Source organism: Bradyrhizobium sp. UFLA05-125, assembly GCF_059803515.1.
On sequence record NZ_JBANBJ010000103.1, the window covers coordinates 1 to 24,145 of the forward strand.

General features: G+C 59.6%; 21 protein-coding genes. 17 read left to right on the plus strand and 4 right to left on the minus strand.

The window, feature by feature from the left end; all coding sequences use genetic code 11:
- Positions 1-2,359, plus strand: a 2,359-nt coding sequence (locus SO156_RS42305; RefSeq protein ID WP_498538963.1) for a PAS domain S-box protein, incomplete at its 5' end; no start/stop codon positions are given.
- Here SO156_RS42305 and SO156_RS42310 read toward each other — a convergent pair.
- Positions 2,354-2,749 carry a response regulator transcription factor gene (locus SO156_RS42310; protein ID WP_498538964.1) on the minus strand — a complete coding sequence of 132 codons (396 nt, stop codon included), beginning with the start codon at positions 2,747-2,749 and terminating at the stop codon, positions 2,354-2,356. The two genes, SO156_RS42305 and SO156_RS42310, sit on opposite strands and share 6 nt — an antisense overlap.
- Positions 2,750-2,970: 221 nt before the next feature.
- Here SO156_RS42310 and SO156_RS42315 point away from each other — a divergent pair, with 221 nt between their 5' ends.
- From SO156_RS42315 to SO156_RS42340, 6 genes are all read left to right on the plus strand, one after another.
- Positions 2,971-3,591, plus strand: coding sequence for a response regulator transcription factor (locus SO156_RS42315; RefSeq protein ID WP_498538965.1), 621 nt, complete (start codon positions 2,971-2,973; stop codon positions 3,589-3,591).
- Between the two features lie 352 nt (positions 3,592-3,943).
- Entirely contained in the window at positions 3,944-4,387 is a 444-nt protein-coding gene (locus SO156_RS42320; RefSeq protein WP_498538966.1) for a winged helix-turn-helix domain-containing protein, read from the plus strand.
- Between the two features lie 42 nt (positions 4,388-4,429).
- Positions 4,430-6,256: an FUSC family protein gene (locus tag SO156_RS42325; protein ID WP_498538967.1), complete on the plus strand. Its 1,827-nt coding sequence runs from the start codon at positions 4,430-4,432 to the stop codon at positions 6,254-6,256.
- The gene (locus SO156_RS42330; protein WP_498538968.1) at positions 6,256-6,459 is read left to right on the plus strand and encodes a DUF1656 domain-containing protein; all 204 of its coding nucleotides are present in this window, start codon (positions 6,256-6,258) and stop codon (positions 6,457-6,459) included. The genes SO156_RS42325 and SO156_RS42330 overlap by 1 nt, the downstream gene beginning before the upstream one ends.
- Positions 6,460-6,704: 245 nt before the next feature.
- Positions 6,705-7,661: an HlyD family secretion protein gene (locus SO156_RS42335; RefSeq protein WP_498538982.1), complete on the plus strand. Its 957-nt coding sequence runs from the start codon at positions 6,705-6,707 to the stop codon at positions 7,659-7,661.
- A 96-nt stretch (positions 7,662-7,757) separates the two neighbouring features.
- Positions 7,758-7,997: a DUF6894 family protein gene (locus SO156_RS42340; protein ID WP_498538969.1), complete on the plus strand. Its 240-nt coding sequence runs from the start codon at positions 7,758-7,760 to the stop codon at positions 7,995-7,997.
- A gap of 132 nt (positions 7,998-8,129) precedes the next feature.
- Here SO156_RS42340 and SO156_RS42345 read toward each other — a convergent pair whose 3' ends face one another.
- The gene (locus tag SO156_RS42345) at positions 8,130-9,026 is read right to left on the minus strand and encodes a LysR family transcriptional regulator (protein ID WP_498538970.1); all 897 of its coding nucleotides are present in this window, start codon (positions 9,024-9,026) and stop codon (positions 8,130-8,132) included.
- A 263-nt stretch (positions 9,027-9,289) separates the two neighbouring features.
- Here SO156_RS42345 and SO156_RS42350 point away from each other — a divergent pair, with 263 nt between their 5' ends.
- The 10 genes from SO156_RS42350 to SO156_RS42395 all read left to right on the plus strand — a co-directional run bounded on the left by SO156_RS42350 (position 9,290) and on the right by SO156_RS42395 (position 21,751).
- Complete coding sequence (locus tag SO156_RS42350) at positions 9,290-10,528, plus strand: MFS transporter (RefSeq protein ID WP_498538971.1); 1,239 nt, start codon at positions 9,290-9,292, stop codon at positions 10,526-10,528.
- A gap of 194 nt (positions 10,529-10,722) precedes the next feature.
- Positions 10,723-11,109, plus strand: coding sequence for a nuclear transport factor 2 family protein (locus SO156_RS42355; protein WP_498538972.1), 387 nt, complete (start codon positions 10,723-10,725; stop codon positions 11,107-11,109).
- Positions 11,110-11,123: 14 nt separating this feature from the next.
- Positions 11,124-11,975, plus strand: a complete 852-nt coding sequence (locus SO156_RS42360) for an alpha/beta fold hydrolase (RefSeq protein ID WP_498538973.1) — start codon at positions 11,124-11,126, stop codon at positions 11,973-11,975.
- A gap of 120 nt (positions 11,976-12,095) precedes the next feature.
- Complete coding sequence (locus SO156_RS42365; protein ID WP_498538974.1) at positions 12,096-13,094, plus strand: quinone oxidoreductase family protein; 999 nt, start codon at positions 12,096-12,098, stop codon at positions 13,092-13,094.
- An 18-nt stretch (positions 13,095-13,112) separates the two neighbouring features.
- Entirely contained in the window at positions 13,113-14,693 is a 1,581-nt protein-coding gene (locus tag SO156_RS42370; RefSeq protein WP_498538975.1) for a PAS domain-containing sensor histidine kinase, read from the plus strand.
- Between the two features lie 465 nt (positions 14,694-15,158).
- A complete protein-coding gene (locus SO156_RS42375) occupies positions 15,159-15,908 on the plus strand; it encodes an electron transfer flavoprotein subunit beta/FixA family protein (RefSeq protein WP_498538976.1) in 750 nt (249 codons plus the stop codon).
- 1 nt (position 15,909) lies between these two features.
- Positions 15,910-16,854, plus strand: coding sequence for an electron transfer flavoprotein subunit alpha/FixB family protein (locus SO156_RS42380; RefSeq protein ID WP_498538977.1), 945 nt, complete (start codon positions 15,910-15,912; stop codon positions 16,852-16,854).
- A gap of 44 nt (positions 16,855-16,898) precedes the next feature.
- The gene (locus SO156_RS42385; RefSeq protein ID WP_498538978.1) at positions 16,899-18,689 is read left to right on the plus strand and encodes an acyl-CoA dehydrogenase C-terminal domain-containing protein; all 1,791 of its coding nucleotides are present in this window, start codon (positions 16,899-16,901) and stop codon (positions 18,687-18,689) included.
- Between the two features lie 48 nt (positions 18,690-18,737).
- Positions 18,738-20,396 carry an electron transfer flavoprotein-ubiquinone oxidoreductase gene (locus SO156_RS42390; protein WP_498538979.1) on the plus strand — a complete coding sequence of 553 codons (1,659 nt, stop codon included), beginning with the start codon at positions 18,738-18,740 and terminating at the stop codon, positions 20,394-20,396.
- Positions 20,397-20,530: 134 nt separating this feature from the next.
- The gene (locus SO156_RS42395) at positions 20,531-21,751 is read left to right on the plus strand and encodes a CaiB/BaiF CoA transferase family protein (protein ID WP_498538980.1); all 1,221 of its coding nucleotides are present in this window, start codon (positions 20,531-20,533) and stop codon (positions 21,749-21,751) included.
- 1,657 nt (positions 21,752-23,408) lie between these two features.
- Here SO156_RS42395 and SO156_RS42400 read toward each other — a convergent pair.
- Positions 23,409-23,828, minus strand: a complete 420-nt coding sequence (locus SO156_RS42400) for a GFA family protein (protein WP_498538981.1) — start codon at positions 23,826-23,828, stop codon at positions 23,409-23,411.
- 249 nt (positions 23,829-24,077) lie between these two features.
- Positions 24,078-24,145 (minus strand): cache domain-containing protein (locus SO156_RS42405; protein WP_498538983.1); only part of this gene is annotated, 68 nt, incomplete at its 5' end.

Here is a 24,145-nt window from a genome sequence, read left to right on the forward strand (position 1 = left end):
CCACCGACAGCTCGAACTCTGGAAGCAGCACTGCCCGGAAAATTTCGAGAACCGCGCCGCGCTGGTCGGCGCCGAGATTGCCCGAGTCGAGGGACGCCCGCTCGAGGCCATGGACCTCTACGAGCACGCCATCGCGTCAGCACGCGCGAACGGCTTTGTCCACAACGAGGCGCTCGCCTATGAGCTGGCCGCCCGTTTCTACACGGCGGGCGGATTCCAGGAGATCGCGCACCTCTACCTAAAGAACGCGCGGGATGGCTATCTCCGATGGGGCGCCGACGGAAAGGTGCGGCAACTCGACCAGCTCCATCCACGGCTGAGGCCGGACGAGCGTGCGCCGGGTCAAGCGGGCATGATCGAGGCGCCAGTCGAAAATCTCGATCTCGCGACGATGATCGAAGTCTCGCAAGCGCTCTCTGGCGAGATGGTGTTGGAAAAGCTCATTGACAAGCTCATGCGAGCAGCCCTCAAGCACGCCGGCGCCGAACGAGGTCTTCTAATTGTCCCGCGAGATGATGAGCTGCAGATACTGGCCGAAGCGATCGCTAGTGGAGATGATGTAAAAGTGCATCTGCGGGACGGATTCTACAGCACGGCGGCGTTGCCGGAATCGTTGATTCGCTATGGAATCCGTACCCATGAGACTGTGATTCTCGATGGCGATTCATCTCAGCATGCATTTTCTGCCGATCCCTACATTCTTCAGAATCGTGTCCGTTCAGTTCTCAGCGTGCCGTTGATCAATCAGGGAAGGCTCACAGCAGTTCTCTTCCTTGAGAACAATCTGACACCGAACGTTTTCACGCCTGATCGCGTCGCTTTATTGAAGGTGCTCGCGTCGCAGGCGGCGATTTCACTCGAAAATTCGAGGCTCTATCACGACGTCGCAGATCGCGAAGGGAAGATTCGGCACCTGGTCGACGCCAACATCATCGGCATATTCATTGCCCGCGACGGTCGGATTTTGGAAGCCAATGACGCGTTTCTACGTATTGTAGGATATGACCGTGAGGATCTGGTCTTGGGTCGCGTGCGCTGGGCCGACCTCAGTCCCCCGGAATGGCGCGAGCGCGACCTGCTCACGCGGGCACTGCTGGACTCAACAGGGATCGTTCCGCCCTTCGAGAAGGAGTACCTTCGGAAAGACGGAAGTCGCGTTCCGGTGCTTGTTGGCGCCACGCTCTTCAAACAAGGCGGGGGCGAGGGAGTCGCATTCGTCCTTGATCTGACCGAGCGCAAACGGGCAGAGGAGGCGCTGCGTGACAGCGAGCGAAGTATGCGCTCTGCCATTGATGGGATACCTGGCTTCGTTGCGGTTCTGGCCCCGAATGGTGAGCTCGAAGCTGTCAATCGCCAAATCCTTGAGTATGGCGGTCGGTCGCTGGAGGAGTTGAGGAAGTGGGGAACAAACGGGACGATACATCCCGACGATTTTCCCAATGTCGCCGAAGTGTTCACAAAATCGATCGCCGCCGGGATGCCGTACCATATCGAACAACGCATTCGACGCTTCGACGGGGAATATCGATGGTTTGATAACCGCGGGGTCCCGCTTCGCGATAACTCTGGGCGTATTACCCGTTGGTATGTCCTCCTGACAGATATCGAGGATCGCACGCAGGCGCTAGCGCGATTGCAGCAGATGCAATCGGATTTCGCGCACATGAACCGCGTGAGCATGATGGGAGAATTGGCAGCCTCGCTTTCTCACGAAATCCTGCATCCGATCGCGACCGCCCGCAACAACGCCCGTGCGGGGATGCGGTTCTTGGAAATGAATCCGCCGAATCTGGGTGAGGCCAGGGAAGCGCTCGGTTGTGTTGTCAGGGACGCAGACCGAGCCAGGGATATCGTCGGACGGATGCGTGATCACGTCAAGAAAGCCCCGCCGCGAAAGGAACGCTTTGATCTCAATGCCGCGATCGACGAAGTGCTTGTATTGGCGCAAAGCGTGACCCAAAGGAATCGCGTTTCGGTCCAGACCCGGCTTGCGGATGGATTGTTTCCAGTCCTTGGGGATCGCGTTCAGCTGCAGCAAGTCTTGCTGAACCTGATTCTGAACGCGGCTGAAGCAATGGGCGCAGCCGAGGTGGGAGCACGAGAGTTGGTGATCAGCACCGAGCAAGGCCAGGCAGACGCCCTCGTGGCCGTACGCGATTCCGGGCCAGGCATTGATCCAGCGCATCTCGATCGAGTCTTCGACGCTTTCTATACCACGAAGTCCAGTGGGACAGGGATGGGGCTGTCGATATGCCGCTCCATCATCGAGGCTCATGGGGGCAAGCTATGGGCGGAAGCGAACGAGCCTCGCGGCGCCGTGTTTCAGTTCACCTTGCCGGCGGCCCAAGAGGACTCATGAATTCCTTTGGACCGGCGCATCGGGCTGCAGAGCCGAACGCAAGCAGCGTTCGAGATGATTGTCGTCCACTGGCTTGCTGAGGTAGCAAAAAACGCCATCCTTCAGGGCCCGATCCCTGACAACCTCATCGGGATACGCGGTAACGAGGATCGTCGGGATTGCGTATCCTGCATCGACCAAATGCCTGTGCAGCTCGATTCCGGTCATTCCGGGCATGTTGACGTCGGCGATCAAGCAGGCAGTTTCGGGCAACAGACGCGATGCCAGCAAATCGGCTGCCGACGAAAACGCTTCGACAGTGTAGCCCAGCAACATTACGATCTTTCGCATGGACTCGCGAAATGGCTGATCGTCGTCGACGATGGATATCAATCTATTGTTCGACATCATCGTGTCTTCCAGGCCCCTCCATACCGGCGAGGCAACACCTCGCGCAGCATGCAATGTCGTAGTGTCAGGGACATTCCCCAATAACGCAATGCCGTTACCGCTAAGCGATGGTTTAGGCTTTAGGCTGTTCGCTTAGGCAACGGATGCTGTTCATCCCGACCGTTTGCGGGTAGAATAGCGTCCTTAGGAAGAATGCGCTCCTCTAACGCAGTGTGCCAGGAATGGGCGACGCAAATCCCAGTGTCTTGGTCATCGATGACGATCCCGAGTTTCGCGCTTCGGTCGCGCTGCTGTTGCGGACCATCGGCCTGCACACCCGGCAATTTTCGTCCGTTCCCGAGTTTCTCAAGGTCGATCCGCCGGAGGGCCCTACTTGCCTCGTACTCGATGTGAGGATGCCGGGGCGAAGCGGTCTTGAGCTTCAGCGCGAGCTTACCGCTGCCAACAGGCAAGTGCCGATCATCTTCATCACAGCGCACGCCGACGTGGCGATGACGGTGCAAGCGATGAAGGGCGGTGCCTTGGAGTTCCTCACAAAGCCGTTCCGTGATCAGGACCTGCTTGACGCGGTTGAGGCCGGCCTCGCTCGTGATCGTGCCCGTCGAGAGAGCGAAAGGGCATTGGCTGCGCTCAGGGAGCGCTTCGACACGCTTAGCTCCCGCGAGCGGGACATCATGCTCCATGTCGTGGCCGGTCACCTGAACAAGCAGACTGCCAGCCATATCGGCATCGCCGAATCCACAGTGAAGGTGCATCGCACCAACCTGATGCGGAAGATGAAGGCGCGTTCGCTTCCCGAACTCAGCCGGATGGCGGACATGCTCAATGTGAGACTACAGTAGACGTAGAGTTCCTCAGCTGGAGGAGCATCCTCCTCGGCGTTCTCGCGCGAGGCGCTGTCCATCCGCGCAAACTGCCGTCTGCCGGATTTTGCTGCGCCGCTGATTTCCCTCCCTTACGTGCCCATCCGACCAACGGATTCGGAGCTGGGTTCGCCCTATCGCTTCTAAGCGATCGCTTAGCATAAGCGACCACAAGCGAACCTTACAGTACTTCCCGCGGAATCGACCGCAGCGCCCTAAGCCGCCATAACGCCTCACAACGCTGTTGTCACATACCGCCTACCAAGCACACGAGGTCGCATGCGCGGATTTATCTGGCGCCTGGCGCGTCCCGAATTCAATAGGAGTGAACATGGGTGAGCTTTTTCGAGTTTTTCTAAAATCGGGACTTAACGTAAGACACGCCGCTCAACGTCAGGACATGGACAACGTAATCTTCGAGAGGCGAACCGAATCCGCCGATGTTCTACCAACCAAAGTTTTCTTTAGACCGTTCTGTTTGCTCCCGACGCAGTTTCGCTTGTTGGAGGGTGACAAGGTGGTGCCTCTCGGAAGCCGCGCCCTGGAGATCCTGATTGCTTTGGTTGAACGCCGCGGTGAGCTTGTCAGCAAGCAGGACTTGATGGCTCGCGTTTGGCCCAATCTTTTTGTCGACCCCTCCAACCTCACGGTACACATGTCGGCGCTGCGTCGCGCATTGCGTGACGGCCGGGACGGACGTCGGTTCATCGTCAACATCCCTGGTCGTGGCTACCGCTTCGTCGCCTCAGTCGATGCGTCGGGAGACGAGAGCTGAGCTCGAATGGCAAGGCATCCGCAGTTTCGAGGAGGGCTTACTTTGGTCGCGACGATCGCAGAGCAGCCGTTCACTGTTGCGAAGATTCCGATCAATTCGTGGACCTTCGCCATCCGCGTTTGGCTGGCCATGATCCTGGCCTTGTTCGTGAGCTTTTGGCTCCAGCTTGAAGCGCCAGCCTCGGCGGCGGTTACTGTCGGAATTCTTGCCGAACCGACCCGCGGTCAGGCGCTGGACAAGGCGGGCTTTCGATTGCTCGGCACTGTTGTGGGCGTGACAGCATCAATCGCAATCACTGGTCTCTTCTCCCAGGAGAGAGATCTGATCCTCGCTGCATTTGCGGTGTGGATTGGCATTTGTGTCTTTGCGGCGAACCTTTTGGACGGTTATCGGGCCTATGCCGCAGTGTTGTGCGGCTACACCGTTGCAATAATTGCTACACAGCAGATCGACACCCCCCAGCACGTGTTTGAATCCGGAGCGGCGCGTGGCGCCGCGATCGCTGTCGGCGTTCTGTCGATGGCCGTCATAAATACGTTGATGTATACCCCCGACCGTCATCCGCTACTCATGGCTCAGCTCGCGGGGATTCGTCGCCGCGTTCGCGAGTATGCGAGCGCAGCCGTCCGCGGCGAACCGGGCAACTCGACGACATTCCTGACGCTACTTCGGGAAATCGTGGCGCTCCGTCCCGAGATCGCGAGCGTAGCTCCCGAGTCGAGCAGCGGCTCGGTCAGGAGTGTCGCCGCCCGCAGCGCAATGGTTGGTCTCGTCGCTGAGCTGCAGGCGGCTCGGGCCCTGAGCGTTGGCTCTGCCAATGTTGAGACCGAAGCTTCAGCATGGGCAGCCAGCGAATTGCTGCGTCGGGATGAAGAGGTTCGCCAGGATCTGTTGGCCCTGAGGTCGGTGCAATGGCCACTGCGAGCCTGGCGCGCGCCCTTGTATCGATCCTACAGAACTGCAGTTGAAAGTGGTGTCCGCGCCGCTCTATGGCTTGCAGTTGCCTCGATTTTCTACGTTTGGGCCGGATGGCCTGCGGCGAGCGTTTCGCTGTCTTTTGTCGCGCTGATTACCGGATTGGGGGCCACAACACCGAACCCGCGCGGCTTCACCGTCATCACGCTCGTTGGTACGCCGATCGCAGCTGCCCTGACCGGCATACTCGAGTTCATCATCCTCAATGGCGCCGACGCCTTTCCACTGCTGGCGATCGCCATGGCTCCCTTTACGATCGGTGCAGCCGTTCTCATGAAGTCACGAAGCCTTCTGTGGTCATCACTCGGACGCGTCAATCTGCTTTTCATACCGATTATCTTGGCACCGAGCAATCCGCAGACCTATAATCCGCAGAGCTTCCTCTTCTCCTCTCTATTTCTTGTCGCGGCAGCGGCGCTGCTGCTTGCGGCACAGACGCTGATTCCGCCCGTCTCCGATGACGAGCGCAGAATGCGGCTGCTCGCGGAGGCTCGCAGCGAGTTGCAGGAGTCGGCCCACCAGAATCGAGAAGCTCCGGAAGAGGCAACGTTCCGGGACGCTTCGCGAATTGGGCAATTCCTGGCCGCCGGAGGCGCGCAGGACAGTCGGGCCCTCGCGGAAATGCTCTCTTGCTTCGACCAGTCGGCGATGGTCCGTCTTTGCGAGGCGAAGCTGATGCAACTCGCTGATGGGCCCCTTGCAACATTGGCAGATGAAGCCCGCGCGGCGATCATCAACCGAGATATGCCGACCCTGCGCACAATTGCGCATCGGTTGCAGGAAACGGCCCCACAGAATGACTCGATCGAGGCAGATGTTGCTGCGTGCGTGATCCTAACAAGCAACATCGCCCACCGGGGCAGGGGCCTCGAGTCTCCTTCGGAGGCAATCTGATGGCACACACCTTTCCAGAGCTGGTGGTCGAAGGCGTCCTCTTCGCGCCGTTTGTAAAGTATTTGGTCGCAGCTCTTGTCCTCATCGTTGTCCTGCGGCCGCTTTTGCATGTCGTCGGCTTTGCGAAGATGTTCAGCCACGCCTCGGTTGCCGAGCTGAGTCTCTACGTGACCATTCTGAGCTTATTGGTGCTGTTGTTCTAGAGGAGGTGGCCATGGATTCGGCCGTTCATGATGAGGCTGTTCAGCAAGACGAGGTGCAGGCAACTGTCACGCGCTCGTCGCCGACTGTCGGTGACGCATCGGCTCGCCAAGCCGGTGAGTGCGACGACGCTGCGCGAAGGGTATCGGAAGCTTATCCAGAGAACAAACCGATCGTCTCGTCCTCCGGCAAGTCCGTGGTACGGCAGCGAGGTGGCGCCTTGCGTACCGCGCGGTCTCTGCTGCGCATGGTGGCCACAGCCTGGATCGCAGTCGTTGCGGTGCTGATCGCTCTCGTCACCTGGGATCATTATAATGCCGGGCCCTGGACACGCGACGGGCGTGTGCGAGTTCAAGTTGCAAGTGTGGCGCCGCAAATTTCCGGTCAAATCACGGAACTGCGAATCGTTGACAACCAGTTCGTGCACAAAGGCGAACTGTTGTATGTCATCGATCCCTTCGATTTTGACGTCGCACTGCGCACGAACAAGGCGGTCTTGCAGCAAAGGATGGCGGACCTCAACGTGAAGGATTTGCAGTCCGAACGTCGGCGACGCTTGTCGGATCTGGCGAGCAGCACCGAAGAGAAGCAGGTCTACGAGGGAAACGCGCTGCAGGCAAAGGCCGCCGTCGATTCGGCTCAGCAACAGGTACGGCAAGCGGAGATCAACCTGCGGCGCACTGAAGTGCGCAGTCCGGTGAATGGAATTGTGACCAATCTCTTGCTCCGGGAAGGGGACTACGCGCGGGAAGGCGTCAGCAATGTTTCGGTCATCGATACAGATAGCTATTGGATCGACGGTTATTTCGAGGAGACGAAGCTGGCCCGCCTGTGCGTGGGTGACCGTGCCGAGGCAAAGCTGATGGGCTACTCGGCACCGATCATTGGTCACATCGCAACAGTCACGCTTGGCGTCAGCGTATCCAACGCAGCCGCTTCCACGCAGGGGTTGCCAAACGTCGATCCGGTTTACACTTGGGTACGCTTGGCGCAGCGCGTGCCGGTTCGGATCGCGATCGACAATGTGCCGCCTGGTGTCCCGCTGGTATCCGGCCTGACCGCAACTGTCACGATCCGGGACGGCGACAACGGATCGTCCTTGCAAAGAGCTCGCAGCGAGCTCGAGACGAGCTTCTTCGGATTGATCGCCGAAGCTTCGGCGCGGCCAGGCTGCATTCCCAGCCCTTCGTCTCCGTCACCGTAAAGCGGTTATCTACTCTGGCCTTCGTACCGCGCCGTCGAAGGCACTTTGCGACCCTGAGATCTCGTACTTACTGGCCCCATTTGACGGAAGCTGTACATGACCCAGATATATTTTCTCTGCTCCAACAAAAAGAATGTTTTTGTCGATCGCGATCACTGCGGCGCCGAAGTGGACGATCTTGCTGAGGCGCGCGATCGTGCGACCCGTGTCGTGCAATCCTTCACCAACGAGCTCAACCTCGAGGATTGGCGTGACTGGGTCCTGCATGTCAGCGACGATCAGGGCGACGAACTCTTCGTTGTGCCCTTCACCTTCGTGCTCGGCAGGCCCCATTGAAGGTCGCCATAATCCTGCGGACCACATGGGTAGTCAGTAGGCCGCCATCGACTATTGCTGCACGAAGGGAAGGAGGTGCGCGTCATCGCGACCAAGTCGAAGCACTGGCATCCGGCTCGCATGCTTGAGCTGCTAGGAGTTCTTGTAGCCAAATCGCTTCCTGAGTCGCGGAACTGCAAAATCAAGGAAGGCGCGCAGCTTCAGCGGAACGTGCCGCTGGCTCGGGTAGATAACGCTGACCGGAAACGGTGATGGCTCATATGCATCCAGCAGAGTCACCAGCGAACGCGACTTCAGTAAGTCCTCGATGAGATACGACAACACCTTGCAAATTCCGGCTCCGGCGACTGCAGCAGCCGCCGCCACCTCACCCAAGTTCACAGCGAGACGAGACGGCACATCGATCGTCTGCGTCGCTCCGTTTCGGCGAAACTCCCAGGGAGTCCCGGGGTCGTAAGTCACGCAGTCATGCGATGCCAGATCGGCGGGTTTTTTCGGCACGCCGCGGGCCTTCAAATAGGCGGGGCTGGCACACACCACTCGGCGAATTAACCCGAGGCGCGTTACAATCATGCTGCTGTCTGCCAGCTCCCCGATGCGCACGGCGACATCGACGTGCTCTTCCACTAGGTTCACGTATCGATCCCTCAGTTGCAGTCGCACCCGGATGTCCGGAAACGCGCGCTGGAATTCCGCGACAATGGGCAGAACGTGGCTGCGACCCAGGACTGCGGGCGCCGTGATGATCAGCTCGCCCTGAGGGGCGCGATATTCGCCAGACGCCGTGCGCTCGACTTCCGCGATCTCTTCCATGATCCGACGACATGAATCGACGTAGCTGCGCCCCGCGTCGGTCAACACCGCTTTGCGTTGACCCCGGTTGAGCAGCCGGACATGCAAGTGCTCTTCCAGCTCCGCAACCCGACGACTGACCGTCGCCAAGGGAATCCTGAGGTGGCGGCTGGCGGCAGAGAGACTCCCGGTATCGACCGCAGCCAGCAGGATGGTCATCGCCTCCAGTCGATCCATGGCGTTCCTTCCACCAATGAAAGGGTGCTTCCCGAAACTACCATCTACTTAGCCGTTTTGGGAGGTCTAAATCGTTTGCCGACACGCTCCGCGGTGCGAGTCTGAAAACCTGCCACGCATCGGCGGTCAGACAGGGGCAGGCACAGTCGTCGCGAGCAAGAGTGATGCCTTCAACGTCGGCAATCGCGTGTTTGTTAGAGGGCATGGCTTCGGCATCATGACCGACGGCACTGTTTGCAATACTCCATCGACGGCAGCATGAAATGAACCTGCTCTCCCCGCGGAAAAGCCACCTGTTTTATGGTTGGTGGATCGTACTCGCGTGTGGACTGGCTGCAGTCATAGGCTGGTCGCTCAGCGTGTTTGGCATGGGCGTCTATATCCACGCCCTGTCGGAGACACGCGGCTTTTCGATCAGTCTCGTTTCGACGGCCGTGACCTTCTCCTATCTCGTGAACGCCGCGTGCCTGATGAGCGTGGGCACTGCGACCGCCGAACTGGGGGCAAAACCGGTTCTCGCCACCGGCGTGGTTGCCCTGGCCCTGTCTGTCGCGGGCCTCGGCTACTGCCGTGAAAGCTGGCAGCTATTCGGCCTGTTCGCCGTGATGGGGATCGGCCGCTCGTGCCTTTCCACGACCACGATCAGCACGACGCTGGCTCCCTGGTTTGAATTGCATCAGGGGCGCGCGGTCTCAATGGCACTGCTCGGCGCCAGTGTGGGCGGAATGATCGGCACGCCCTTGCTGTTGGGCGGCATAGCCCTGCTCGGCGTCAAACAAGCCTTCGGCCTGGCCGGATTGGCTTCGACCATCGTCCTATTGCCCGTCGTGGTCCTGGTCCTGAAACGGTCTCCGCAAGAACTCGGCCTGCTTCCGGACGGCGGCTTAAAGGCTGCTTCAACCGGCATCCAAGAGGCCAAATGGTCGCGCAATGGCGCAATGCGCACCCGACAGTTTCAGTCCCAGTTGCTTGCGTTCGCTCTCGCCATGCTGGTCCAGATCGCATTCCTCAGTCATCACGTTCCCATGGTGGCCCCGATCTTGGGGGACGCCGGTGCATCGACGGCCGTAACGCTCGCTGCCGCGGCAGCGTTCGGAGGCCGCGTTGCGCTCGCTCGGTTTGCCGATAGGATCGATCTTCGCCTGACAACCGCCGGTGTTATGTTGCTGGGGACCGTTGCTCTTGCTTACATGTCCAATGCAAGGAGCGCAGTCTCACTGCTCCTTGCGAGCGCCATGTATGGCGTCACGATAGGCAATCTTACAACGCTGTCCCCGTTGATCGCACGGCGCGAGTTCGGAGCTGTTTCGTTCGGATCGATCTATGGCCTGATAGCGGCCGCAATCGCCTTCGCCACGGCCTTCGGGCCGGCAATCTGCGGCCTGTTGCGCGATAGCCTGGGAAGTTATGGACCTCCCTTGCTCATGTTCGCGGGCATCAATCTAGTTGCAGCCGGCATCATCGTCTGGGGTGGGCGAAAGCCAATGCCGCAACCCGGCTGAAGAGGTTTGACGGGGCATAGACGTCGATCAAGGCAGGATGGTCATCGCCTCCAGTCGATCCATGGCGTTCCTTCCACCAATGAAAGGGTGCTTCCCGAAACTGCCATCTACTTGGCCGTTTCGGGAGACCTAAATCGTTTGCCGACAGTGGCGCTCTCGAGTGGGCCATCAACATCAACCTAAGGAAGTTTCGCATGTCGGATTCGTCGCAGATCGCTCTCATCCGGAAGTTGTACGACGCCATGGGAGACGTGAGTGCTTTCAAATCGCTCCTGGCGGATGACGTCGAGTGGGATATTGCCGAAGGATTCCCCAACGGGGGCGTCTATCGCGGTCTGGACACGACGTTCAGTGATTTCTTCCCATTCTTGGCAGCCTTCGACGAGTTCTACGCGAAAGGGGACGAGTACTTCGGGTCGGGCGATCATGTGATCGTTCTCGGACACTATTTCGGCGTTTCGAAGAAGGGGCGGAGGGTGCAATCCCGATTCGCTCATTTCTGGACAATCCGAGACGGCAAGATCGGGCGCCTGCAGCAGACCGCCGACACCCTTCTCATCGCGCAAGCTCTTGGAAAATGACTGGAGCGCCACGAATGGAACGAGTGCAGCTGAACGGGGCGGACATCGAGTATGATGTCCGGGGATCTGGGGCACCGGTAGTATTTATCCACGGAGCGATTCTGTCGGATGGGTTCGTGCCGGTGATCGAGCAGGCCGGAATCGCGGAGAATTTTCAGATCGTCCAATACCGGCGCCGCGGCTACGCCGATAGCTCGCGCGCTCTGGCGGGCATGATGATGCAAGGGTGGGCTGGTGACTGCATCGCGTTGTTGAATCACCTGGGCATTGCGTCGGCGCACGTGGCCGGGCATTCCTTTGGGGCAGGAATCGCATTGCAGATGGTGATCGATGCCCCCGGCAGAGTGCGGAAGCTGGCATTGCTGGAACCGCCGCTCCTGTCGTTGGTGCCGTCCGGCGGGCAGTTCGCGGAATGGGTGGCGTCTGTCCGCGAGATCTACGACTCGGGAGACAAAACTGCGGCCACGGACATCGTCCTGGCAGGCGCGTACGGACAAGACTACCGGCGATTCACCGACGGCGCCCTGCCTGCGAGTGCGTTCGACCGCGCGGTATCCGATATCGACACGTACTTTCAGGTCGAACTCGGAGCCATGCTACACTGGAATATCACAACCGAAGACCTGAAGGATATTCGACACCCGGTGCTGTCGATGCGCGGCAGCGATACATTGCCAGTATTCTTTGAGGGCGCCGATCTACTGCAGCAGTGGATTCCAGAAATCGACACGGTGTCGATACCGTGTGCGAGCCACGACTTGCCGGCCAGGAATCCCGCCGCCGTCGCCACCGGTCTCGTCGAGTTCTTTCGAGACCGGCAGCCGTCTGATAGCGGTCTTCGGCTCGCGTCGCGAGCAGCTTCATGACATGGCGTTCCTCCCACCAATGAAAGGGTGCTTCCGGAAACTGCCATCTACTTAGCCGTTTTGGGAGGCCTAAGTCGTTTGCCGACACGCCCCGCGGTGCAATCAGGATGGAGCAAGACGATGAAAGCGATTCAATACCGGTCCTATGGCGACTACAGCGAGAACCGCCTCGTTGATCTTCCCCAGCCTGCGCTTAGGGATGGCGAAGTTCTCGTGGCAATGCGGACCGTCGGCATCAACCCGCTCGACAATACGTTTCGCTCGGGCCACTACTATGGGGCAACGCCTGAAAACCTCCCTCGGATCGGCGGTCAGACGGGGGCAGGCGCAGTCGTCGCGAGTAAGAGTGATGCCTTCAACGTCGGCAATCGCGTGTTTGTCAGAGGGCCTGGCTTCGGCGTCATGACCGACGGCACCTGGCGCGAGTTCGTTGCTGCGCCCGCCGCAGGCCTTTCGCTCATTCCCGATGGCATCGATGACGATCAGGCCGCAGCCTATCTTGCCGGTGCGGGATATTTGACGGGCTATCTTGCGCTAACGGAGCTCGCGAAGTTCAAGCGGGGACAGACGGTGCTGGCACCTGGCATCGGCGGTGCGGTTGGGATGGAAACGGTGCAAGTTGCTCGCCGCCTTGGCGCCTCGTTGGCGATCTCTACTGCCAGCAGCACCAAAAAGGCAAACCAAGCTCGCGCGGCTGGATATGATCATGTGATCGACCTCTCCAAGGAAAGCCTCAAGGAGGGTGTTATGCGGATCACCGAAGGCAAGGGCGTCGATATCGTCGTCGACGGCGTCAGCGGAAAACTGACTGGTGAGGCGCTCGCGTCGCTCGGCTTTGGTGGCACTGTGGTCACTGCCGGCTATGCTGGAGGACGTGAGGCCGAGGTTAACGTTACCGACATCATCTGGAAAGCTGCAACAATCCGCGGGTTCACTTTCAGACTCTTCGCCCAACAAACGGTGGCTGCAGCGAAGGCGGCTCTCTTGGAATTCCTGAAGGAAGGTAAGCTGCGGCCTACGATCAGCAGAGTCTTTCCGCTGTCCCAAGCTCCTGAAGCAGTCCGCTATCTGATCGAAGATCGTCCGTTTGGGAGAGTACTCATGGACGCCCGGAGCTAATAGCGCCGCCGCTGCGTGATGTTCAAAGAAGGCAGTAACGAAAGCGTCGCGTTCGTCCTCGATTTGACCGAGCGCAAGCGGGCGGAACAGGCGTTCCAGCTACAGGCAACGCTTAATTCGATCCCGGCGATGGCTTGGCGCGCCAGGGCGGATGGCTCCGTCGAGTACATCAACAAACGTTGGCTGGACTACACGGGGGTCGCGCTTGATCAAGTGCTGGGTTGGCAGTGGCTTGCTTTGATCCATCCCGACGACGCTCCGCGCCTGCGGGACGTTTGGCTTAAAGCGTTGGCATCCGAAAAACCAGGCGAAGCCGAAGCCCGCCTGCGCGGCTCCGATGGATCGTATCGCTGGTTCCTCAATCGTGCGGAGCCTTCGCGCGACGAGGCAGGAGCAGTTGTCGCATGGTACGGCACGAACACGGACATACAGGATCTGAAGAGGGCCGAAAGTGCCTTGCGACGAAGCGAGGCGGAATTGGCGAACGTCAGGCATGTGCAGCAAACCCTTGATTCAATTCCGGTTGCTGCCTGGCGCGCCGGAGCCGACGGCTTCGCGGAGTATTTCAACAAGCGGTGGCTCGACTACGCGGGGGTCTCCCTTGATCAAGTGCTGGGTTGGCAATGGGCCGGGTCGTTCCATCCTGAAGACCTTCCGCGCGTGAATGATATCTGGCTGCAACTGCTTGCATCTGAAAAGCCGGGCGAAGTTGAAGCCCGCATGCGCCGCTATGACGGATCGTATCGCTGGTTCTTGGCTCGTGCGGAGCCTTCGCGCGACGACACAGGACGGGTTGTTGCGTGGTACGGCACCAATACGGACATCGAGGATCGCACGCAGGCGTTGGCGCGGTTGCAGGAGATGGAATCGGATTTCGCCCACATAAACCGCGTGAGCATGATGGGAGAATTGGCTGCTTCGTTGTCTCACGAAATCCTGCACCCGATCGCGACCGCTCGCAACAACGCTCGCGCGGGGATACGCTTCTTAGAAATGAATCCGCCGAATCTGGGTGAGGCCAGGGAAGCGCTCGATTGTGTTGTCAGGGACGCAGATCGAGCTAGGGATATCGTCGGGCGGATGCGGGATCACGTCAAGAAAGCACCACCGCGAAAGGAACGCTTTGATCTCAATGCAGCGATCAACGAAGTGCTCGTATTGGCGCAAAGCGTGACCTACAGGAATGGCGTTTCGGTCCAGACCCGGCTTGCGGATGGATTGCTTCCGGTTCTGGGGGATCGCATTCAGCTGCAACAGGTCTTGCTAAACCTGATTCTGAACGCGACTGAAGCAATGGGCTCGGTTGAGGAGGGGATTCGAGAGCTCCTGATCAGCACCGTGCAAGGCCATGCAGACGCCCTCGTGGCCGTCCGCGATTCCGGCCCCGGCATTGATCCGGCCTATCTCGATCGAGTCTTCGACGCCTTCTACACCACGAAGTCCAGTGGGACAGGGATGGGGCTGTCGATATGCCGCTCCATCATCGAGGCTCATGGCGGCAAGCTATGGGCGGAAGCGAACGAGCTTCGCGGTGCTGTATTCCAGTTCACTTTGCCCGGAGTTAAAGGAGAGATCACGAGCACGAATACCGGAGGCTGATGGATGCTGCCGCATTCGACGAACATCGCGAACTCGGACGGGGGTTCCCAGGTCTTGTGGGAGGAGGGCGAACGCCGTTTGCCGTGGTTGCGAGAGCGTTAAGCAGACATTCCGGGCAAGCGATTGGTCTGCTCTCCAATAGCGGAGGATATCACGTCAGCAATCGCCTCAGTGGAGCCGCTTGTGACCAGATTGCCATCAACGATGTGATTTCCTTCCTCCACTTTGGCTAAGCCGCTTAGGCGGCCCAACAATAAGCTAACATCTCGATCTACTCGACGCACAGATGGAAACGCTCAGCGATCTGATCGCGGCTCGCTGCAATGACGTCGCGCGACTGGCTCCTTAGAACTCGCATCGATTCGCGATTCTTAACTGTGATCATGTCGCGCAGTGCCATATGCATGAGTTACATCCGAAGCAACGATAACTCGTCTGGATTTTTCCAATGAAGAGAGCCTCAACATGAAGATCCTGGTACCCGTCAAACGCGTCGTAGATGCCAACGCACATGTGCGCGTGAAAGCCGATGGCTCCGGCGTAGATCTGAGCGGCGTCAAGATGTCAATCAATCCGTTCGACGAGATCGCTGTAGAGGAGGCGACGCGTCTGAAGGAGAAAGGTTCGGCGACGGAGATAGTGTGCGTGAGCATCGGACCTGCGGAAGCGGCCGAAGTGCTGCGCAACGCCTTCGCAATCGGCGCGGATCGCGGGCAGCTCGTCATCGCGGAGGGGGACCTCGAGCCTCTAGCGGTGGCCAAGATCCTGAAAGCGGTCATCGAGAAAGAGAATCCGCAGCTCGTGATCCTCGGCAAGCAGGCGATCGATTATGACAACGATCAAACCGGGCAAATGCTCGCGGGGCTGCTGGGGTGGCCTCAGGCAACCTTTGCCTCGAATGTCACGATCGAAGGCGATCAAGCGCACGTCACGCGCGAGGTCGACGGCGGACACCAAACGGTGCGGCTGCGATTGCCGGCGATCATCACGTGCGATCTGCGCCTGAACACTCCACGTTTCGCCGCCCTTCCCAGCATCATGAAAGCAAAGAAAAAGCCGATCGAGCAGAAGAGCATCGACTCTTATGGAATAGATCTGAAACCACGGCTTCAGGTTTTGAAGCTGGCTGAGCCCCCCCACCGCAAAGCAGGCATCAAGGTCAAGAGCGTGACCGAATTGCTCGACAAACTTCGTAACGAAGCTGGAGTTATCTAAAATGAAAACGCTACTGGTCGGTGATCACGACAACAAGACACTCAGCGAGGCGACGGCCAAGGCGTTGAGTTGTGCCGTATCGCTCGGAGGAGAGGTGGACGTAGTCATCGCGGGCAGAGGCTGCCGAGCGGTTGCGGAACAGGCGGCTCAGCTCTCCGGCGTCGCAAGGGTTCTGCTGGCCGACGCAGACGCTTACGAGCACATACTGGCTGAGCCTTTCGCCGAGCTGATCGTCTCACTCGCGGCGCCCTACGATGCAATACTTGCTCCGTCGACCAGTTCAGGGCGCAACATCCTGCCGCGGGTCGCAGCGTTACTCGACGTCATGCAGATCTCGGATGTGAGCCGAGTGCTCGCACCCGACACGTTCGAGCGACCGATCTACGCGGGAAATGTCATCGAGACCGTCCGCACGACCGACAAGAAGAAAGTCATTACCGTGCGAACAACGGCGTTTCCGCGTGCGGCCGGCGGCGGAACAGCTCCTGTTGAGCCGATTCCGGCAGTGGCCAACCCGGGCACCTCGCAATTCGAGAGCGAGGAGCTCCACGCCTCCGCGCGAGCGGAGCTGACGAGTGCGCGGATCGTCATCTCCGGAGGTCGTGCGCTTCAGAGCCGGGAGAACTTCACCAAATATATCGAACCGATCGCCGACAAGTTGGGCGCCGCAATTGGTGCGTCGCGCGCGGCAGTCGACGCCGGCTACGCCCCGAACGACTGGCAGGTGGGCCAGACGGGCAAGATCGTCGCGCCGGATCTGTACATTGCCGCGGGCATCTCCGGCGCCATTCAGCATCTGGCAGGCATCAAGGACGCGAAGGTCATCGTCGCGATCAACAAGGATCCGGATGCACCGATCTTTGGCGTGGCTGACTACGGCCTGGTTGCAGATCTGTATACGGCGCTCCCGGAAATGGCCGCCGAGCTGGCCAAGTCCAACGCCTAGTTCGCACGAGCTGCACCCGAACCGCACACGCCAAGGAGTCATCCATGCCCTCATACAAAGCCCCCGTCCGCGACGCACTGTTCCTGCTCAACGACGTGTTTCAAATCTCCCGCTATGCCGATCTGCCGGGATTCTCGGATCTGACCCCCGAGACTCTACAGGCAATGCTCGAAGAGGCGGCGAAGTTTGCCGAAAACGTTATCACTCCCCTTAATCGGGTCGGTGACGTGGAGGGCTGCCAGCGGCATCCGGATGGCTCCGTTACGACGCCGAAGGGATTCCGCGAGGCCTATCGACAGCAAGTCGCGGGCGGTTGGGTCGGCATATCCTCTCCCGAGCAGTACGGTGGACAAGGCTTGCCGGAAACCCTGAGCGCGGTCGTCAGTGAGTTCTTCTCCTCCGCGAGTCTCGCCTTCTACATGTATGGCGGCCTGACCCAGGGAGGCATCGCAGCGCTGCTCGCGCACGCCTCTGATGAGATCAAGGCGGCTTATCTGCCGGATCTCATTGCCGGCAAGGCAACCGGTACGATGAATCTCACCGAGGCCCATGCCGGAAGTGATGTCGGATTGTCCTATGCGCGCGCCCGCAAGGAGGCGGACGGCAGCTATCGAGTCACTGGCTCCAAGGTCTTCATCTCGGCTGGTGAGCACGATCTCGCCGAGAACATCATCCATTTTGTTCTCGCTCGCATCGAGGGCGCGCCCCAGGGCACCAAGGGGCTCTCGCTGTTCGTCGTGCCGAAGTTCCTGCCCGCCAACAATGGGGGGCCAGGTAAGCGCAACGGGGTCAGCTGCGGCTCCATCGAACACAAGATGGGCATCCACGGCAACTGCACCTGCGTCCTGAATTATGACGATGCCACTGGCTGGCTCATTGGTGGAGAGAACGCTGGCATGCAGGCGATGTTCGTGTTGATGAATCACTCGCGCCTGTATGTCGGGGGACAAAGTGTCGGGCTCGCCGAAGTGGCCTATCAGAATGCCGCCGACTACGCGCGAGCACGCCTTCAGGGTCGCTCCCTCTCCGGGCGCAAGTCTTCCGAGAAACCCGCAGACCCGATCATCGTTCACGGCGACGTGCGCCTCATGCTGATGAGCATCCGGGCATTCACCGAAGCGGGAAGGGCGCTCATCATCTCAACCAATTTGCGGAATGACGTGGCTCTGCGCAAGAACGATCCTGCCGCGCTACGAGATGCCGAGAATCACATGGCGCTGCTAACCCCGGTGATCAAGGCGTTTTTTTCGGACCAGGGTTTTCTCAGCACCGTGAACGCACAGATGGTCTACGGCGGCCACGGATATATCGCGGAGAACGGCATGGAACAGTTCGTCCGCGACTCACGCATCTCACAGATCTACGAAGGGACGAACGGCATTCAGGCTCTCGACCTCGTCGGTCGCAAGCTCGGGCTGGAGGGTGGCCGGGTGGTCCGCACCTATTTCGCGGAGATCGAGAGTTTCCTCAAGGAGCACGCGGAAGATCCCGGTCTGGCGCCCTATGTCACGCGCACGCGTGAAGCTCTGGGTCATCTGCAAGAGGCCACGGAGTGGCTCGCCAAGAACGGCGCGAAGGACCGCGACCTCGTTGGCTGCGGTGCCCGGGACTATCTGCAGCTGTTTGGGCTCGTCGCGCTCGCACACATGTGGTGTCAAATTGCCGAAGCGGTTCAGCGAAAACTCGGCCAAGGTACCGCGGACCCGTACCTCAAGGCGAAGTTGATGACCGGGCAGTTCTTTGTCGAGCGGATGCTGCCCGAGACGCAGTTTCGGCTGGCGTGCGTCAAGGCGGGAGGCGCTGGGGCAATGGATATGCCGGCCGAGCTGTTCTAGTGCGCGCCGACCACACCCCGAAGCCCCCAATTCTATAGGACCGATCGCATGAGCCCGAACGAACTACCTGCCCGAGAGGCGATGGAATTCGATGTGGTCATTGTGGGAGCAGGACCGGCCGGACTTTCCACGGCCATCCGCTTGAAGCAACTGGCGCCGCAGTGCTCCGTCGTCATCGTGGAGAAGGGATCCGAAGTCGGCGCGCACATTCTCTCGGGCGCTGTGATCGATCCGATCGGCCTGGATCGGCTGCTGCCTGGCTGGCGCAACGACTCATCCCATCCGTTGCGCCAGGCAGTGATGACTGACCGTTTTTTCTGGCTCACGAAGCGCCGGGCCGTGCGGTTGCCGAACTGGTTGATGCCGCCACTTATGAGCAATCATGGCAACTTCGTCGCCTCGCTCGGCGATATCTGTCGCTGGCTTGCCACGAAAGCCGAATCCGTGGGCGTGGAGCTCTATCCCGGCTTTGCGGCCTCGGAGGTGCTGTACGGGTCGCGTGGCGAGGTCCTGGGCGTGGCCACGGGCGACATGGGCGTCGGTAAGGACGGGCAACCCAAGCCCGGCTTCACGCGCGGCATTGAGCTACGTGGCAAATACACGCTCTTTGCCGAAGGCGCGCGCGGCAGCCTGACCAAGGCGCTCATTGCAAAATTCGCTCTGCAGCAGGATCACGATCCGCCCAAGTTCGGTATCGGCCTCAAAGAGGTTTGGCAGGTACCGGCCGAGCAGCACCGCGCCGGGCTCATACAACACACCTTCGGCTGGCCGCTCGACAATCACACCGGCGGAGGTTCTTTTCTCTACCATTGGGGAGACAATCTGGTCTCCGTGGGATTCGTGGTTCACCTCAACTATCACAACCCATGGATCAGCCCGTTCGAGGAGCTGCAGCGCTTCAAGACCCATCCTCTGGTTCGCTCGACGCTCGCCGGTGGCAAACGCATCGGCTACGGCGCGCGTGCCATAACCGAGGGGGGCTGGCAGTCAGTACCGAAGCTCACCTTTCCCGGGGGAGCTCTCATCGGGTGCGCCGCAGGCTTCGTCAACGTGCCGCGGATCAAGGGCTCACACAACGCGATGCTCTCGGGCATCCTCGCCGCCGACAAGGTCGCCGAGGCGCTTGCCGCGGGGCGCGCCCACGATGAGCTCGAGGCCTACGAGGCGAGCTGGCGCACGTCCGACATTGGGCGTGACCTGCGTAAGGTACGCAACGTGAAGCCCCTTTGGTCCAGATTCGGCACAATCATCGGCGTCGGGCTCGGCGGCCTGGACATGTGGACGAACACTTTTGGCTTCTCGCTGTTCGGAACACTGTCGCACGGCAAGCCGGACAATCAAACTCTGGAGCCAGCTTCAAAATTCAAGCCCATCGCCTATCCCAAACCGGACGGAAAGCTCACCTTCGATCGCCTCAGTTCGGTTTTCCTGTCGGGCACGAATCACGAAGCGGACCAGCCTGTTCACCTTCACGTTGCGAACCCTGAGTCGGAGAAGCAAATCGAGCACGACGTATTCGCGGGCCCCTCAAACCGGTATTGCCCGGCCGGCGTCTACGAGTGGGTTGGCGAGGGTGCAGACCTCAAGTTCGTCATCAATGCGCAGAACTGCGTTCACTGCAAGACCTGCGACATCAAGGATCCCGCCGGCAACATCACATGGACTGCTCCGCAAGGCGGAGGCGGTCCGAACTACACCCAGATGTAACGGAAAAAGGCGATCGGCTTTGCAATTTAACTCGGAACTCGGGACAGGTACTGGGTGGAAGACGCTTTCCTCGAGAAGCGCGCCCCGCAGTTCCTGGGCCTCTGAAGCAAGCACGACAATTTAGGAGAGACCCAATGGCAAGCGACAACATCTTTTCCGGACTTAAAGTCGTAGACTTCTCGACCTTCGTTGCGGCTCCCACCGCCGCCGTGATTCTCTCGGACTTCGGCGCCGACGTTGTCAAGGTCGAACCACCCTCCGGCGACATCTTTAGACACGCGCATCAGTTTCCTCCGATGCCGTCGGCGAAAGACCCTTACCCCTTTCATCTCACGAACCGCAACAAGCGCGGGATGGTGCTCGACCTGAAGTCGCCGAGCGCTCGGCAGGTTCTCGAGAAGCTCGTCAAGTGGGCGGACGTGTTTATCGTCAATACGCCACATCCCGCGCGGAAGAAATTGAAGCTCGAATACGCCGACGTCGTGCAATGGAACCCGCGGCTGATCTACGCGGATCTTACGGGTTTCGGCGAAAAGGGGCCGGACGCTAGCCTGCCGGGCTTCGACCTCACGGCATATTGGGCGCGCAGTGGCCTTCTGTCGATGACGCGCGATGCCGGGGCGCCGCCAACCTGGCCGGTAGCCGGCAGCGGCGACGCCGCGACAGGCGTCGGCATCTATTCGGCGATCCTAACGGCGCTCTACCGCCGCGAGCGCACCGGCAAGGGAGCGTATGTCACGACCTCGCTACTTGCCGAGGGTGTCTGGTCGGCGAGCGTCTCTATCCAAGCCGCGCTAGCCGACGCGAAGTTCTACGGGCTGCATGATCCCAGCAATCCCGCGAGCGCCGCAGCGAATGTGTACCGCGCCGCTGACGGCACGTGGTTTGTTCTTGCCCTCACACCCGACAAGTGGGCGGATGCGGCGAAAGCCATCGGGCTTCCGGGCCTCCTGACAGATCCGCGATTCTCCGATCCCGCGAAGCTCGCGGCCAACCGGCACGAACTCGTCGCCATTCTCGACAAGGTCTTCAGCGCTCAGCCAATGGAGCATTGGTACGAGGTGCTCCGCGGCTTCACGATCGGGGCCGTGCGCGGGCCGCAGGAAGTCATCAACGACCCGCAGGTCAAGGCGAACGACATCATCGTTCCGCTCGAAGGTGCCGGCGGCAAGCTCACCTCGACGATCAGCAGCCCAATCCAAGTGCATGGCGTTACCAAGGTGCCTGCGCGGCGCGCTCCCGGGCTCGGCGAGCACACTGATGAGGTCCTCCAGGAGTTGGGCTTTGATGCGAAGGGCATCGAGGGCCTGCGTGCAAGCGGCGCCGTGGGAAAAGCCAAGGAACACGTGGCCTAGCCAGCTTGTGGCATACGCATTTGCCACAATTCGCTGAGATTCGGATTGTTTTACTCGCACCGACGCTCCTTGCGAGATACCAATTTGCCTCGCGGAGGCAGACAGTTTCACAAGTGCTTGGCCTCGGCGCCCCTCCCTTCGCCGTGGCTCCCTGCGGCCGGTCCTTACCCCCGAGGACCGGTCGCCCCCCGTCCTGTTGTTGGATCGGATGGGTATACAAGCTCTTTGGATCGGCGAAAACAACGACCACAACTTTGGAGCAGAGGATGAAACACCTTCTCGCTTATGCGATAACCGCGAGTTGCCTGTTCGCATTTATCTCCGGTGCGCAAGCCCGCCCAGCATACGATGGCTCCTGGGACCTTCTCTTCGTGACGCAAAGGGGTGCGTGCGATCCGACCTACAATTTCTCGGTCAACATCAGCAGCGGTGTCGTCACGCATCCGAATCTGGTGAGGTTCAGTGGCCACGTAGCTCGCTCGGGTGCTGTTCGCGCTTCCGTGACTGTTCAGGACAAATTCGCATCCGGCTCAGGCCGGCTCTCGAGCAACTCGGGTCGCGGAACATGGAGCGGCTATTCGGGGAGCGCGCGTTGCTCAGGCTATTGGACCGCCGTGCGAAACTGACAACAGATTTGGCGCAGCCATTCGCCGGACGGGCTGGGAAGCAAACCTGGCGTTGGCTCCCTTTGTGTGTGATGGGAATAGCCTAGCGAAGCCCTACCAAAGCTACGCCCGTCCAATAGAACGATGCACTCCAAGATAGCTCCATGGAAATCGTGATGCGCGCCGCTTCAAAGACGATGACGATCAATATGTCCTGTGCGGGCAGTATCACGGTCATCCCTATGGCGAGCTCAATCTTGTGGTGCCCTCCATGCGACTGCTCACCTCGAGGCGCTTTCCTGATCACCGACGGTATCGGGAGCCACGCCGTGCGAGCATGAGCGGTGGCGTCCCGGCTAAGCACGCCCGGTCATTCAGTCGATTGACTCCGATACTTGGCGAAGTCGCTATTCTTCCGAGCGGCATGAATTTTCCTGTGAATTCAAGATCAAAAAGTTAGGGCGGATATACCGTCGGGATTTGTCCGCCAGCTTTGAAACTTTGTGCTTGCAAATCAACGCCGTAATGTCGTCCTCAATGATTGAGTGGGAGTAGTGAGGCTGGGTGCAATGGCGCAGCCTAGCGTAGGTTTGGTGAGGCTGTTCCGATTTACGTTCATTTCAGCAACTGACCAAGGTTGTGGCCGAGCTTAATCCAGCCGATGTCGGCATTCCACCTCCCATCCACTGACAGAGTATTCAGGCGCACAACAGCGTACAGAATGGCTGGACGTTGTGAGGCAAGGGAGCGGCAGCGAACTGGTCCACTGGAGCGAGATGCATCGCGACCAATGGCCGTAATCGCTCAACGGGGCTCCTCCAAACTGCGAAATCTAAGTGATTGTTTTGAATCAACTTCTTAAGCGGAGTGGGGAGGGAGCTCGTTTGTAGCTACGGTGACAAGCTACGGATGACATCAACTCCCGCAGCTCCTGGGGCAAAGCGGACATCCGCCCGCAATCCTATGTCGCAGAAGGGCCAGAAGCCGACCTCACTTCTGCTCTTGAAACCACGGGCGGTTTATCGAGCGGGCCGGTCGCGGATTTGTGGTGCCTAGCTTGAATGTTTCGGGTGGTAGTTTTCCCGGAAGTGCTCAACGGCACCGTCAATTTGAACCCAGTCATGTTTCGATTGCTCAAAAACCGAAATGGCAGGGGCTGGGTATTTTGGATTTGCAATCGCGCCGACTGCAACGCCGATCATCGAAGGTAAACTAGTGACTGTCCAATAGACCGTTGACCCGCACTGTGGACAAAAATAGTTATGCATTTCCCCGCCGCTTGCGGCGGCGTGCGCGAACTCTTTTGAGGCTCCCGAGATTGCGACAACCTTAGCGGGGTAATAGGCGCCTACGCCGAACGGCGCGCCGGTTCGGCGTTGGCAGTCGATGCAGTGACAGGCAACGATTACCTTGGATGGTTCTTCTGGAAGCGATAGCGTGAGCGAACCGCAGTTGCACCTTGCATAACGCATAGAAGAGGTCCTCATGTCACTGCGGCTTTGTGGCCGATGGTCGCGTCGGCGCGGGCAAAGGCGTCGGCGGCACGTCGAGGCCGAGCTCCTTCGCCACGATCAGGTTAACCAGGAGGTCGAACTTCGTCGGCTGCTCGACCGGAAGATCGGCGGGCTTCGCCCCTACAAAAAATCTTGTCGATTAAGTCGCCGGCGCGCCGCCGAAGTCGATGAAGGCCACCGTGCCGACGCGGGTCGAGCATTCGATTCCTATTTTTCGTAGCCGACGTACCAGATGCCGATTACCTTGCCCGATGCGTCCTTGATCGGGTCATAAC